10 protein-coding genes are annotated in these 13498 nt (G+C 66.4%); 7 read left to right on the top strand and 3 right to left on the bottom strand.

Annotation, left to right across the window (positions count from 1 at the left end; genetic code table 11):
• Positions 1–50: 50 nt before the first annotated feature.
• Together ACWDTF_RS12350 and ACWDTF_RS12345 are read right to left on the bottom strand one after the other, a co-directional pair.
• Entirely contained in the window at positions 51–893 is an 843-nt protein-coding gene (locus ACWDTF_RS12350; protein ID WP_240857297.1) for a thioesterase family protein, read from the bottom strand.
• A 59-nt stretch (positions 894–952) separates the two neighbouring features.
• Entirely contained in the window at positions 953–1801 is an 849-nt protein-coding gene (locus ACWDTF_RS12345; protein WP_355273266.1) for a RecB family exonuclease, read from the bottom strand.
• 84 nt (positions 1802–1885) lie between these two features.
• On the opposite strand from ACWDTF_RS12345, the gene ACWDTF_RS12340 reads away from it, so the two are divergent.
• The 3 genes from ACWDTF_RS12340 (at position 1886) to ACWDTF_RS12330 (ending at position 7288) form a co-directional block, all read left to right on the top strand.
• Entirely contained in the window at positions 1886–2716 is an 831-nt protein-coding gene (locus tag ACWDTF_RS12340) for a tRNA (adenine-N1)-methyltransferase (RefSeq protein WP_240857295.1), read from the top strand.
• A gap of 181 nt (positions 2717–2897) precedes the next feature.
• Positions 2898–4706 carry a proteasome ATPase gene (gene arc / locus ACWDTF_RS12335; RefSeq protein WP_240857294.1) on the top strand — a complete coding sequence of 603 codons (1809 nt, stop codon included), beginning with the start codon at positions 2898–2900 and terminating at the stop codon, positions 4704–4706.
• 98 nt (positions 4707–4804) lie between these two features.
• Entirely contained in the window at positions 4805–7288 is a 2484-nt protein-coding gene (locus tag ACWDTF_RS12330) for an FHA domain-containing protein (protein WP_449754452.1), read from the top strand.
• Positions 7289–7337: 49 nt separating this feature from the next.
• Here the strand turns inward: ACWDTF_RS12330 and glgP are convergent, their stop codons facing one another.
• On the bottom strand, positions 7338–9920 hold the full coding sequence (gene glgP, locus ACWDTF_RS12325) for an alpha-glucan family phosphorylase (RefSeq protein WP_240857292.1): 2583 nt from the start codon (positions 9918–9920) through the stop codon (positions 7338–7340).
• Between the two features lie 99 nt (positions 9921–10019).
• On the opposite strand from glgP, the gene dop reads away from it, so the two are divergent.
• The 4 genes from dop to prcA all read left to right on the top strand — a co-directional run bounded on the left by dop (position 10020) and on the right by prcA (position 13490).
• Positions 10020–11519: a depupylase/deamidase Dop gene (gene dop, locus ACWDTF_RS12320; protein WP_240857291.1), complete on the top strand. Its 1500-nt coding sequence runs from the start codon at positions 10020–10022 to the stop codon at positions 11517–11519.
• A 104-nt stretch (positions 11520–11623) separates the two neighbouring features.
• Positions 11624–11815, top strand: a complete 192-nt coding sequence (locus ACWDTF_RS12315; RefSeq protein ID WP_240857290.1) for a ubiquitin-like protein Pup — start codon at positions 11624–11626, stop codon at positions 11813–11815.
• A 62-nt stretch (positions 11816–11877) separates the two neighbouring features.
• Complete coding sequence (gene prcB, locus ACWDTF_RS12310; protein WP_240857341.1) at positions 11878–12699, top strand: proteasome subunit beta; 822 nt, start codon at positions 11878–11880, stop codon at positions 12697–12699.
• Positions 12696–13490, top strand: coding sequence for a proteasome subunit alpha (gene prcA, locus ACWDTF_RS12305; protein ID WP_355273273.1), 795 nt, complete (start codon positions 12696–12698; stop codon positions 13488–13490). Before prcB ends, prcA begins: the two co-directional genes overlap by 4 nt.
• Positions 13491–13498 lie beyond the last annotated feature (8 nt).

The raw sequence follows: 13498 nt of genomic DNA, 5'->3' as shown, positions 1-13498 counted from the left end.
CGACGAGGCCGAGCTCTGCCTGCTTCCAGGTCCGGCTCGGAGTGTCTTGCTCACGCGTTGCGATTGAGCAGCACGGTCTGCGCCGACCGGCCGATGAACCCGTCGACGTCGTAGAGGTCGGCGAAGGTGGCGCCGAAGCCGTGGCGCCCGGTGGCCATGTCGGCGTCGATGCCGAGCCAGTGTCCGCGGGGCGCGGCGGTCAGGTGGACAGTGGTGTCGGTGTTCATCCAGGTCCACTCGTCGGGCCGCAGCCGGGTGCCGAGCCCGTTGGCCACGTCGAGGACGGTGAAGATCGATTCGAGGTCGGCAATCGGCTCATCGGCGACGAGGTCGATGGCCGGGCGCAGCCACACTGCCGGTGTGTCGCCGGTGCGTCCCTCCACGCGGGCCGATTCCACGGTTCCGATGAAACCGGTTGTGCCCCAGTCGACACCGAGCGATTCGTCGGCAGTCACTCCGATCACCGAATCCACGTCATCGGGACCTGTGGCCAAGGCGGGCAATGGAATTCGTTCGATCGGAGCGGAGTCCGCGAGCCGCATGCGCCAGCCCACGGACTGCGCCGCTGTCCGGAAACCACCGTCGGGCTGCTGCACTTCCAGATCGGCGCCGATCAGCGTGATCTGTCGTCCCGGACGCAGTACGCGCGCCCGAATCCTGTTGACGCCGAGCCCGATCGGGCCGAGGATCTCGGTGGTGACGCGCGTGAAGTGCTGGTCGGGGTCGGGCGCACAGCGGAGCATGGCGCGCATCAGGAGGCCTGCGGGTGGGCCGCCGTGCTGGATCTCCGGGGCCCAGACGCTCAGGGTCGCCGGCGTCGGCTGGTAATACTCGTGACCGTCGGCCTCGTAGTCCGGTGCGGCAATCGGTTCGTAGTAGGACGAATACTCCACGTCGTCACTTTATGGGGGTCGTCATAGTCGTGTGTCACCGGGTGCCGAAATCGGTCTTGTCAGTCGGCCGTGAATCCGACTGGTGGTCCCGGATAGGGCGGGATGGTTCCACCGAATTCGGGGCAGCGATCGCGGTGCTCGCACGACGAACACAGCCGCGACCGCTTCGGCCGAAAGTCGCCGGTGGCCACCGCCACCCGGATGGCCTTCCAGATCGCCACCAGGGTGCGTTCGAATCGTTCGAGTTCGTCGCGGTCGGGGGTGTAGGTGAGTTGCTGACCGTCGGACAGGTACATCAACTGCAGTCGGTGCGGCACCACACCTCGGGTGCGCAAGATCGCGAGGGCATAGAACTTCATCTGGAACAGCGCTGCGGATTCGAACGCCTCACCCGGGCAGCGTCCGGTCTTGTAGTCCACCACCCTGATCTCACCGGTGGGCGCGACATCGATCCGGTCGATGAATCCCCGCATCCGGACCTGCCCCGACTCGATCTCGATGTGATGCTCCACGGCGTCCGGGTCGAAGGCGGTCGGATTCTCCATCGTGTAGTAGGTCGCGATCAGCTTGTGCGCATCGGCCAGGAACTTGGTGTCGTCACCATGGGCGACCACCTGCGCGAGTTCGGGGTCGGCCTCGCACAGCGCGGCCCAGGCGCCTTCGACCAGCAAATCCGCGGATTCACGGGTGCGCAGCGCGGCCGGCATGTCGAAGAGGTTCTCGAGCGCAGCATGGACCACCGTGCCGCGTGTCTGCGCCGGGGTGGGCGTCTCGGCGAAGCGATCGATCGCGCGGTACCGGTACAGCAGGGGACACTGCTTGAAATCGGACGCACGCGACGGCGACAGTGCCAACGGGCGGCCGACCAGTCCACGTTGCTCAGACCCGGCTTCAACACTTGTACTCACATTTGGCAGGGTAAGACGCCGTACAGACAGTTTCGCGCCGCGACACCACCGCGAGCGCACTTCACGAGTCGGGAAGGACCTGACGTGCCCACCTCCGGCCCGTTCGCCATCGGCGACCGCGTACAGCTCACGGATGCGAAAGGTCGCAAGTTCACGGTCCACCTCGAGGCCGGCAAGCTCTTCCACACCCATCGCGGCGCCATCGCCCACGACGACCTGGTCGACGCGCCCGAGGGCAGCATCGTCTCGGCCACCAGCGGGACGCAGTACCTCGCGCTGCGCCCACTCCTCGTCGACTACGTGCTGTCGATGCCGCGTGGCGCCCAGGTCATTTACCCGAAGGACGCGGCGCAGATCGTCGTCGAGGGGGACGTGTTCCCCGGTGCGCGGGTTCTGGAGGCCGGTGCCGGCTCTGGTGCGCTCACGTGCTCGCTGCTGCGTGCTGTCGGTACGCAGGGTGAGGTCGTGTCCTACGAGGTTCGCGCCGACCACGCCGAGCATGCGGTGCGCAACGTCGACACCTTCTTCGGTGAGCGGCCCGCGAACTGGACACTGATCGTCGACGACCTCGCAAATCTCCCCGCCGACGAGCGATTCGATCGCATCGTTCTGGACATGTTGGCGCCCTGGGAGCCGCTGGACGTGGTTCGAACGGCCTTGAAACCAGGTGGAGTACTAACGATTTATGTGGCAACGGTCACCCAGTTGTCGCGAATCGTCGAGGCCCTGCGCGATCAGGAGTGCTGGACCGAGCCCCGGGCGTGGGAATCGCTGGTCCGCGAGTGGAGCGCGGTGGGTCTCGCGGTGCGTCCGGAGCACAAAATGCAAGGCCATACGGCATTTCTCATCACCGCTCGGCGACTTGCCGACGGCACCACCACCTTGCGGCCGCAGCGGCGTCCCAGCAAGGGGTGACCGGGAAGTCGGTTTACGCGTCGAAACATCGCGAATACGTTGAGAAGACGCATATTTAACACACCGTCAACATCACCATTCGCGCGGTGGAGGGCGATTTACGAGCGCTCCCGGTAGCGTGGAGACACGGCGCAAGCATTCGATCGAGGGATCGGATGATTGCCGGGGAGAGGAGTCAGCAATGACCGAATCTGACCGCCACGATGCCCCCACGGGTGACCGCAGGGTTCCCGAGAGCGCAAGTGCATCCGACGAGGATTTCACTCCTGCCTACACCCCGCCGCTGCCACGCAGCGGGAGCGAGCGCGCGCCGTTCGGCAGGCCTGCAGCCGACACACCCGCCGGGGATGTCCACGCGCTGCAGGAACGTGTCGACAACCTCACCGTGCGCAACGCCAAACTTCTCGACACCCTCAAGGACGCCCGCCAGCAGTTGGTGGCGCTCCGAGAGGAAGTCGACCGCCTCGGACAGCCGCCCAGCGGCTACGGGATCCTGTTGGAGGTGCAAGCCGACTCGACGGTCGACGTGTTCACCTCCGGGCGCAAGATGCGGCTCACGTGTTCGCCCAACATCGACACCGAGACCCTGCACAGGGGTCAGACGCTGCGCCTCAACGAGGCCCTGACCATCGTCGAGGCCTGTGAGTTCGACACTGTCGGCGAGATCAGCACACTGCGCGAGGTACTCGGCGACGGCCAGCGGGCCCTGGTGGTCGGGCACGCCGACGAGGAGCGCGTGGTCTGGCTCGCCGAACCGCTGCTCGGTGACGTCGACGGCGAGGACGGCAAGCGGCGCAAGTTGCGTCCCGGTGACTCGCTGCTGATCGACACCAAAGCCGGATTCGCGTTCGAGCGCGTCCCGAAGGCCGAGGTCGAGGACCTGGTCCTCGAGGAGGTTCCCGACGTCGGCTACGAGGACATCGGTGGTCTCGGCCGCCAGATCGAGCAGATCCGTGATGCCGTCGAACTCCCGTTCCTGCACAAGGACCTGTTCCGCGACTACGCGCTGCGTCCGCCCAAGGGCGTCCTGCTGTACGGCCCGCCCGGCTGCGGCAAGACCCTCATCGCGAAGGCAGTGGCCAACTCGCTCGCCAAGAAGATCGCGCAGGCGCGCGGCGACGACGCGAAGGAAGCGAAGTCCTACTTCCTCAACATCAAGGGTCCCGAGCTCCTCAACAAGTTCGTCGGCGAGACCGAGCGGCACATCCGCCTGATCTTCCAGCGGGCACGCGAGAAGGCCTCGGAAGGCACTCCGGTGATCGTGTTCTTCGACGAGATGGACTCGATCTTCCGGACTCGCGGTTCCGGCGTCTCGTCGGACGTGGAGACCACCGTTGTGCCGCAGCTGCTCAGCGAGATCGACGGTGTCGAGGGCCTGGAGAACGTCATCGTCATCGGCGCCTCCAACCGCGAGGACATGATCGATCCGGCGATCCTGCGGCCCGGCCGCCTCGACGTCAAGATCAAGATCGAGCGCCCCGACGCGGAGTCGGCGATGGACATCTTCTCCAAGTACCTGGTGGAAGAACTGCCCGTGCACGCCGACGATCTGGGCGAGTTCGGCGGCGACCGGACGGCCTGCATCAACGCCATGATCGAGCGGGTCGTCGAGCGCATGTACGCCGAGAGCGACGACAACCGGTTCCTGGAGGTCACCTACGCCAACGGCGACAAGGAGATCATGTATTTCAAGGACTTCAACTCGGGCGCCATGATCCAGAACGTGGTCGACCGGTCCAAGAAGTACGCGATCAAGTCGCAGCTCGAGACCGGTCAGCCGGGACTGCGGGTCCAGCACCTGTTCGACTCGATCCTCGACGAGTTCGCGGAGAACGAGGACCTGCCGAACACCACCAATCCCGATGACTGGGCCCGTATCTCGGGCAAGAAGGGTGAGCGGATCGTGTACATCCGCACCCTGGTCACCGGCAAGAGTTCGGGTGCCAGCCGCGCGATCGACACCGAGACCAACACCGGCCAGTACTTGTAGTCGAGCGGCGCGACACGCGGGTCGGCCGACCGGCCGACAGGTGCGGTGTGGACCTCGCGATCAGGCACTAGAGTCATTCGGTGATGAACAGTATGTCCATGACGCGCGGGCGCGTGACCGTCGACGGCGGTCAGGTGCACCCGATCGGTGACCGCCAACGGATCACGATCGGCCGCACCCCCGACAACGACATTGTGATCAACCACCCGATGGTGTCGCGGCATCATCTGGCGCTCGAGTGGCGCGTCACTGCGTGGTGTCTGGTCGACACCGGTTCGACCAACGGCTTCTATCTGAACGGTCGACGCATCCCGGAATTGACCGTGTCTGGCCCGGTTCAGGTGCGTATCGGCGACGCGGTGACCGGCCCGGTCCTCGATCTCGCCTTGGACCCGGTCGGGCCTGGCGGCCCGCCCCCGCCGTCCGGTGGGTTTCGTCCCGGTCCGCCGGCCGGCCCGGGGTCGGGCAGCATGCCGATGCGCGTTCCCGCGCCCGGAGCGTACTCCCGCGACAACGGCGTCGAACCGATGCCGCAGGAACTGCGCAACGCACCACACCTGCAGTCACTCCAACAGAACGTGTCGGCGGTGTACCGACTGCCGGGCGCCGACACCCCGCCCGCTCGTGAGTCGATCTCGCTGCGCGGTGTCCAGACCATCGGTCGTACCCCGGACAACGACATCGTCGTCAGCGACGTGCTGGCCTCCCGCCACCACGCCCGGGTGAGTACCGGGCAGTCCGGGCTGGTCATCGCCGACCTGAACAGCGTCAACGGCACCTTCGTGAACGGGCGACGGGTGGGCCAGGCACAGCTCACCGACGGCGACGTGGTGACCATCGGTAACAGTGACTTCGTGGTGTCCGGCGGCACCCTCATCCGCGGTCAGGCTCGCGAAGCGGTGGCCGGCGGTGTCCATGTGCACGGCGTCAGTCTGGTGGTCGACGGCGGGAAGCAATTGCTGGCCGACGTCGAGTTCAGCGCCAGCCCGGGCACGCTGACCGCCATCATCGGACCGTCGGGCGCGGGTAAGTCCACCGTGTCCAAGATCGTCGCCGGTCTCAACGCGCCCACCAGTGGTCAGGTGACCTTCGAGAACCGCAGCGTCCACGCCGAGTACGACGCCCTGCGCACCCGTATCGGAATGGTGCCGCAGAAGGATGTGCTGCACCACAAACTGACCCTGCGTCAGGCTCTGCGTTACGCCGCAGAACTGCGACTGCCACCCGACCTCAGCAAGGCCGACCGCGACAACGTCATCAACGGTGTCCTGTCCGAGCTCCAACTCACCGAGCACGTCGACACCCGGGTGGAGAAACTCTCCGGTGGCCAGCAGAAGCGTGCCTCGGTGGCAATGGAGTTGCTCACCGGTCCGTCGCTGCTGATTCTCGACGAACCGACGTCGGGGCTCGATCCGGCGCTCGACCGTCAGGTGATGGCGACGCTGCGCCGCCTCGCCGATGCCGGCCGCGTGGTGTTGGTGGTGACCCACTCGCTGACCTACCTGTCGATGTGCGACCAGGTGCTGCTGTTGGCCCCGGGCGGCAAGACCGCGTTCTGCGGACCGCCGGCACAGGTCCGCGGCGCGATGGGCACCGACGACTGGGCCGAGATCTTCTCCTTTGTCGCCGATCAACCCGACACCGCCCACATGCGGTTCCTCGACCGCAATCGCCGCCGCCGCCGACCTCCGCCACCGATGCGTCCACCCGGACCGCCGATCCCGATACCGCACACCAGTTTCCTGCGTCAGTCGAGCACCGTGTCGCGCCGACAGGTCCGACTGATCTTCGCCGACGTCGGGTATCTCGCATTCCTGGTTCTGCTGCCGGTGGTGCTGGGTGCGCTGACTTTGGTGATTCCCGGCTCGAACGGCTTTGGGCTCGTCGGCGATCCCAACCATCCACCGGGCGTGCCGCCACCCAAGGATGCCGGTGAGGCGGTGCAGATCCTGGTCGTGCTCGTCGTCGGGGCTGCCTTCATGGGCGCCGCGTTGACCGTGCGCGATCTGGTGGGTGAGCGCGACATCTTCGAACGCGAACGCGCGGTCGGCCTCCGACCGGGCGCCTACCTGTGGGCAAAGATCCTCGTGTTCTTCACTGCTGCCGTTCTGCAGAGCATCGTGATGGTCGCCATCTGCTTTGCGGGCCGCGGCATACCCGAGTTCGGCGGACCGTTCATCAGCCCGCCGATAGACCTGGTGATTTCGATCGCGGCGCTGGCCTGCGTGTCGACCCTTGTCGGACTGGCCATCTCGTCGATGGTGAAGTCCAATGAGCAGGTGATGCCACCGCTGGTCATCGTGATCATGGTGCAGCTGGTGTTCTGCGGTGGCCTGTTCGCTCTCGACAAGCCGGGCCTGGAACAGATCTCGTGGATCTTCCCGTCCTTCTGGGGGTACGTGGCGTCGGCAGCCTCGGTGGACCTGACCTACATCAACTCCTACGCACCCCAGGCCGCCGGCAACGGCTTGTGGGAGTCGACCTTCGCCAACTTCGCGCTGGCGATGCTCGTGCTGGTGATCATCGGCGCGATCCTGGCCGGCATCACCTACTCCAAGCTGCGCCTGAAGAAGGCCCGCTGATCAGTCGGTCCAGTCACCCGGCGGTCATTCCGCCGGGTGACTGTTCCCGTCAGGACGGCATGGTGAACGAGGTCGTCACGCCTGCGGAGACCTCGGGATAGCGCACCAATCCGAGTTCGGCGTCGTCGCTCAATGCCGGATGAGCGGGCAGGACACGCACGGTGTAGCCGATCAGCCCCGACGAGCGTGGTTCCAAGGTGGCCGAGAACACCGACCGCCCCGACGAATCGGGTTGGGCTGCAGGCGACATGATCGCGAAGTGCGGGTCGACGATGTCGCCTTCGTCGGTGACCCGGCCGAGGATCGCCTCGACCTTGACCTCCGTGGGAGACAGTGCCCCCGACGCCACGTGCGCGGTGACGAGCAGACCGTCGTCGGCCTTGTCGTCCTCGACGCCGGCGATCATGACCGACGACCAACTGCGATTGAGACGTGACCGGTACGCGGCGAGGTCGGCGGCGACCTTGTAGTCGTCGGCGCACACTGCCGTGAACGACGCGGCGGCCGGGCAGTAGAGCTGGGTGGTGTAGTCGCGCACCATGCGGGAGGCGAGCACCTTGGGGCCGAGTTTGCTCAGCGTGTGCCGGACCATCTCCACCCAGCGCTCGGGGACACCGTCGGTGGTGCGGTTGTAGAAGAGGGGGATCACCGACTCCTCGAGCAGCGAATACAGTGCCTCTGCCTCGAGGTCGTCGCGACGGTACTCGTCGGTGACGCCTTCCGCCGATGGGATGGCCCAACCGTTTTCGCCGTCGGCCATCTCGTCCCACCAGCCGTCGAGGATCGACAGGTTGAGTCCGCCGTTGAGTGCCGACTTCATGCCCGACGTTCCGCACGCCTCCATGGGGCGTACCGGGTTGTTGAGCCACACGTCGCAGCCGGCGTAGATGTGCCGGGCCATCGAGATGTCGTAGTCGGGCAAGAAGACGATCTTGTCGCGCAGCTCGGGGTCCTCGGTGAAACGCACGACCTGCTGGATCAACGCCTTTCCGCCATCGTCGGCCGGATGCGCCTTGCCGGCGATGACCAACTGAACGGGGCGCTCCGGGTCGGTCAGGATACGTCGCAGACGGTCGGGATCGCGCAGCATCAGCGTGAGCCGCTTGTAGGTGGCGGCGCGGCGCGCGAAGCCGATCGTCAGCGCGGACGGGTCGAAGATGTCTGCGGTCCAACCCAATTCGGCGTCGATGAACCCACGGTCGCGGCCACTGGCATGCGCACGGCGGCGTACCTCGTCGACGAGTTGGCCGCGCAGTTCTTCCCGCGTCTGCCACAGGTCGGCGACACTGAGCGCCGCGTACTGGTCGCCGGCCGAGTCCTCGTCCGCGCCGACCAGCTCCCGCCATGCCCGCGATACCCAGGTGAAGCCGTGGACGCCGTTGGTGACCGACCCGATCGGCACCTCGGCGGCGTCGAATCCGGGCCAGAGGTCGGCGAACATCTCGCGGCTGACCTCGCCGTGCAACTGCGACACCCCGTTGCTGCGCTGGCCGAGCCGGAATCCCATGTGCGCCATGTTGAAGACACCGGGATCGGACTCATCGCCCAGTTCGAGGACGGTGCCGACGTCGAGACCCGGCAGCAGTCGCGACTGCCCGTCGGGGCCGACGGCGAGGTAGTACCGAACCAGGTCGGTGGGGAAGCGGTCGATTCCCGCGGGGACGGGCGTGTGGGTGGTGAAGATGTTCGACGCCCGGACCACCGCCTCCGCCGTGTCGAAATCGAGGCCCGCACCGCCGTCGACGAGTTCTCGCACCCGTTCGACGCCGAGGAAACCGGCATGGCCCTCGTTCATGTGGAACACCGTCGGCTCTGCGCGACCGGTGATGCGGACGTACTCGCGCAGCGCCCGGACGCCGCCGATGCCGAGCAGAATCTCCTGCTTGATGCGGTGATCCTGGTCGCCGCCGTACAGGCGGTCGGTGACGGCGCGGAGCTCTTCGTCGTTGAGCGAGATGTCGGAGTCGAGCAGCAACAGCGGGATCCGACCGACGGTCGCGATCCACACCTGTGCGTGGAGGGCGCGATCGCCGGGCATGGCGACGCGGACGATGACCGGACCGGAATCGTCGGCCAGCAGCGTCAGCGGCAGGGCCCCGGGGTCGTTGACCGGGTAGCGCTCGATCTGCCAGCCGTCGTGCGACAGGCTCTGCCGGAAGTAGCCGGAGCGGTAGAACAGGCCGACGCCGATCAGTGGCAATCCGAGGTCGGATGCTGCCTTGAGGTGGTCACCCGCCAGGATGCCGAGGCCACCCGAGTAGATGGGCAGCACCTCGGTGATGCCGAACTCCATCGAGAAGTAGGCAATGCCTTCCGGCACAGTGTTTCCCGCCGACCGATAGTCACCGAACCATTGAGGTGCGGCGATGTAGTCGTCGAGGTCGGCGTGCAGTTGTGTGACCCGTTCGCAGAACTCGGTGTCGGCGGCCAGTTCGTGCAGGCGCTCGGTGTCGACGTCGGCGAGCACCCGGAGCGGATCACCGGTCGCAGCCCAGCGTTCCGGGTAGATGGTGGCGAACAACTCCTGCGTCGGTGTGTGCCACACCCATCGAAGGTTGTTGGCGAGGCCGGCCAGGTCGGCGAGTTGAGGGGGGAGGGGCACGCGAACGTTGAACCGGCGGAATGCTTTCACGGCGTAGACGGTACCCAGGTCAGACGGTCCCTGCGACCGGGACGAGCGTAGCGACGGGTTAAGATTCGACGCACCGAGATGAACAATTAGGCTCTTGGCATGCAGCGAATCATCGGGACCGAGGTCGAGTACGGAATTTCGGCGCCGGGCGACCCGACCGCGAATCCGATCATGACGTCAACACAGGCCGTTCTTGCCTATGCGGCGGCCGCCGGTGTGCCCCGCGCGAAGCGGACGCGCTGGGACTACGAGGTGGAGTCGCCGCTTCGTGATGCGCGCGGTTTCGACCTCGGGCGAGGGTCGGGACCGGCCCCGATCATCGACGCCGACGAGATCGGCGCGGCCAACATGATCCTCACCAACGGGGCGCGCCTGTACGTCGACCACGCGCATCCCGAGTACTCGGCTCCCGAGGTGACCGACCCGCTCGACGCGGTGATCTGGGACAAGGCGGGCGAGCGCGTGATGGAGGCTGCGGCACGCCACGTCGCGAGCGTGCCGGGGGCACCCCGCCTCCAGCTCTACAAGAACAACATCGACGGCAAGGGCGCGTCGTACGGCACTCATGAGAACTACCTCATGGCGCGAGAGACGCCGTTCACCGCCGTCATCGCCGGATTGACCACCTTTTTCGCGTCTCGGCAGGTGATCACCGGATCGGGGCGGGTGGGCATCGGGCAGTCCGGCGACGAGGCCGGATATCAGCTGTCGCAACGTGCGGACTACATCGAGGTCGAGGTCGGTCTGGAGACCACCCTCAAGCGGGGCATCATCAACACGCGCGACGAACCGCACGCCGACCCGGAGCGATACCGCCGCCTGCACGTGATCATCGGCGACGCGAATCTCGCCGAGACCGCCACCTATCTGAAGGTGGGCACGACCGCGCTCGTCCTCGATCTGATCGAGGCGGGTGTCGACTTCTCCGACATCGAACTCGCCCGCCCGGTGCAAGCCGTGCACACCATCAGTCACGACCCGACGCTCACGACGACGGTAGCGCTCACCGACGGCCGCGAGGTCACCGCGCTCGCACTGCAACGCGAGTATCTGCAGCGTTGCCAGGCCTTCCACGACCGTGAGCATTCCGACGACGAACGGGCCGCGCACGTCCTGGCGACGTGGGCCGACGTCCTCGACCGTCTCGAACGCGATCCGATGGAATGCGCCGACATCCTCGACTGGCCGGCGAAGCTGCGGATCCTGGAGGGGTTCCGTCAGCGCGAGGGATTGTCGTGGTCGGCACCGCGTCTCCAGCTGATCGACCTGCAGTACTCCGACGTCCGGCTCGACAAGGGTCTGTACAACCGGCTGGTGGCGCGGGGTTCGATGAAGCGTCTGGTGGACGAGAACGCGGTGCTCGCCGCGATCACCGAACCCCCGCGCAACACCCGCGCCTACTTCCGCGGTGAATGTCTGCGCCGGTTCGGTGCCGATGTCGCCGCGGCGAGCTGGGATTCGGTGATCTTCGACCTCGGCGGCGACTCGCTGGTCCGGATACCCACTCTCGAACCGTTGCGGGGCAGCGAGGCCCACGTCGGAGCGCTCCTGGATTCGGTCCATTCCGCATCCGAACTCGTCGATCAGCTGACCACGTAACCGAGACGAACCCAACGCTCGTGTTAAGGGCGCCGTTACGCCGCGGCCACCGGTAGGGTGGATTTACGCCGCGGCGAAGCCGGGGCCGGAGTGAGGAGTGGCAGATGGCGCAGGAACAGACCAAGCGCGGTGGTGGCGACGACGACGGTGATCTGGGTCCCGAGGGTGGTGCGGGTCAAGAGCGTCGCGAGAAGCTGGCCGAGGACACCGACGACCTGCTCGACGAGATCGACGACGTGCTCGAGGAGAACGCCGAGGACTTCGTGCGCGCATATGTGCAGAAGGGCGGCCAGTGAGCGAGAACCCCGGTTGGTTTTCACGCGGTTCGGTTTCACGGTCGTCTTCACTTCGTTCAGGTCTGTCGCTGGGGGCCGACATCTCGTCGTTCACCGAGTTCCTGCGTGCCCACGCGCCGGATCAGCTGCCGCAGTCCAGGGCTGAAGCGATGGGTGGATTCACCGGCGCAACCGACGACATCCCACACGGCACCACGATCGTCGCCGTCTCCTATCCGGGCGGCGTTGTTCTTGCCGGTGACCGCCGCGCCACGATGGGCAATCTCATCGCCACGCGCGACGTGAAGAAGGTCTACATCACCGACGAGTACTCGGCGGCCGGTATCGCCGGTACAGCCGGCATCGCGATCGAGATGGTGCGGCTGTTCGCCGTCGAACTCGAGCACTACGAGAAGATCGAAGGCGTTCCACTCACCCTGGACGGCAAGGTTTCTCGGCTCGCCACGATGGTGCGGGGCAACCTGGGTGCGGCGATGCAGGGACTCGCGGCGGTGCCGCTGCTGGTCGGCTACGACATCGACCACGACGACCCGTCCGAGCGTGGCCGGATCTTCTCCTTCGATGTCGCGGGCGATCGGCACGAGGAGTTCGGTGGCTATCAGGCCATCGGTTCGGGCTCGGTCTTCGCGAAGTCGTCATTGAAGAAGCTCTACCGACACGACCTCGACGAGGAGTCGGCGCTGGCGATCGCGGTCGAGGCGCTCTACGACGCTGCCGACGACGATTCGGCGACCGGTGGGCCCGACATCGTGCGCAAGATCTTCCCGCTGGCGACGGTCGTCGATGCCCAGGGTGCACGCGAAGTGGACGCGGCGGCCATCGAGTCGGCGGCCCGGGCGATCGTCGAACGGCGTGCAGCCGAGCATGAAGGGGGTGCCCGATGACGTTCCCGTATTACGCCAGTGCCGAGCAGATCATGCGCGACCGCTCGGAGTTGGCGCGCAAGGGAATCGCTCGCGGACGAAGCGTGGTGATCCTCACCTACGCCGACGGCGTGCTGTTCGTCGCCGAGAATCCGTCCAACACGCTGCGCAAGACCAGCGAGATCTACGACCGCATCGGGTTTGCGGCGGTGGGCAAGTACAACGAGTTCGAGAGCCTGCGCAAAGCCGGTATCCAGCTCGCCGACATGCGCGGCTACAGCTACGACCGCGCCGACGTGTCGGGGCTGTCGCTGGCCAACACCTACGCGAATGCCCTCGGCAGTGTGTTCACCGAGCAGCCAAAGCCTTTCGAGGTCGAGTTGTGCGTCGCGGAGGTCGCCAAGCCGGGCAAACCCCGACCGTCGCAGCTGTATCGCATCAGCTACGACGGTTCGATCACCGACGAGACACGATTTCTGGTCATGGGCGGTGCGACCGAACCGATCGCGGCCGCGCTCAAGGAGAGCTATCAGCCCGACCTCGACCTGGCCGGTGCGGTGGCGGTGGCCGTCGGCGCGCTGGCCACGCCGGCCGACTCGGGCAACGGCGCTCCCGCGGAACCGCGTGTCCTCGCTGCGGGTGACCTGGAGGTGGCGATCCTTGATCGCAATCGTCCGCGTCGTGCGTTCAAACGACTGACATCGTCAGCGGTCGACGCGCTGTTGCCCGGCGACAAGTCCGAGGAAGCACCGACCGAGGACCAGACGTCTACCGACGCCGCGGATTCGCCGACACCGGACGAGTCGGCGTGACGTCGCAC

Source organism: Gordonia sp. NPDC003422 (genome assembly GCF_053588675.1).
Note: the sequence above shows the minus strand (reverse complement) of the source record. Positions and strands in the feature narration are given on the sequence as shown.

Bases quoted from the DNA above. Each gene is read 5' to 3' on its own strand.
- prcA (WP_355273273.1), top strand. From the start codon at position 12,696: ATGACGTTCCCGTATTACGCCAGTGCCGAGCAGATCATGCGCGACCGC.
- dop (WP_240857291.1), top strand. From the start codon at position 10,020: ATGCAGCGAATCATCGGGACCGAGGTCGAGTACGGAATTTCGGCGCCG.
- arc (WP_240857294.1), top strand. From the start codon at position 2,898: ATGACCGAATCTGACCGCCACGATGCCCCCACGGGTGACCGCAGGGTT.
- ACWDTF_RS12315 (WP_240857290.1), top strand. From the start codon at position 11,624: ATGGCGCAGGAACAGACCAAGCGCGGTGGTGGCGACGACGACGGTGAT.
- ACWDTF_RS12330 (WP_449754452.1), top strand. From the start codon at position 4,805: ATGACGCGCGGGCGCGTGACCGTCGACGGCGGTCAGGTGCACCCGATC.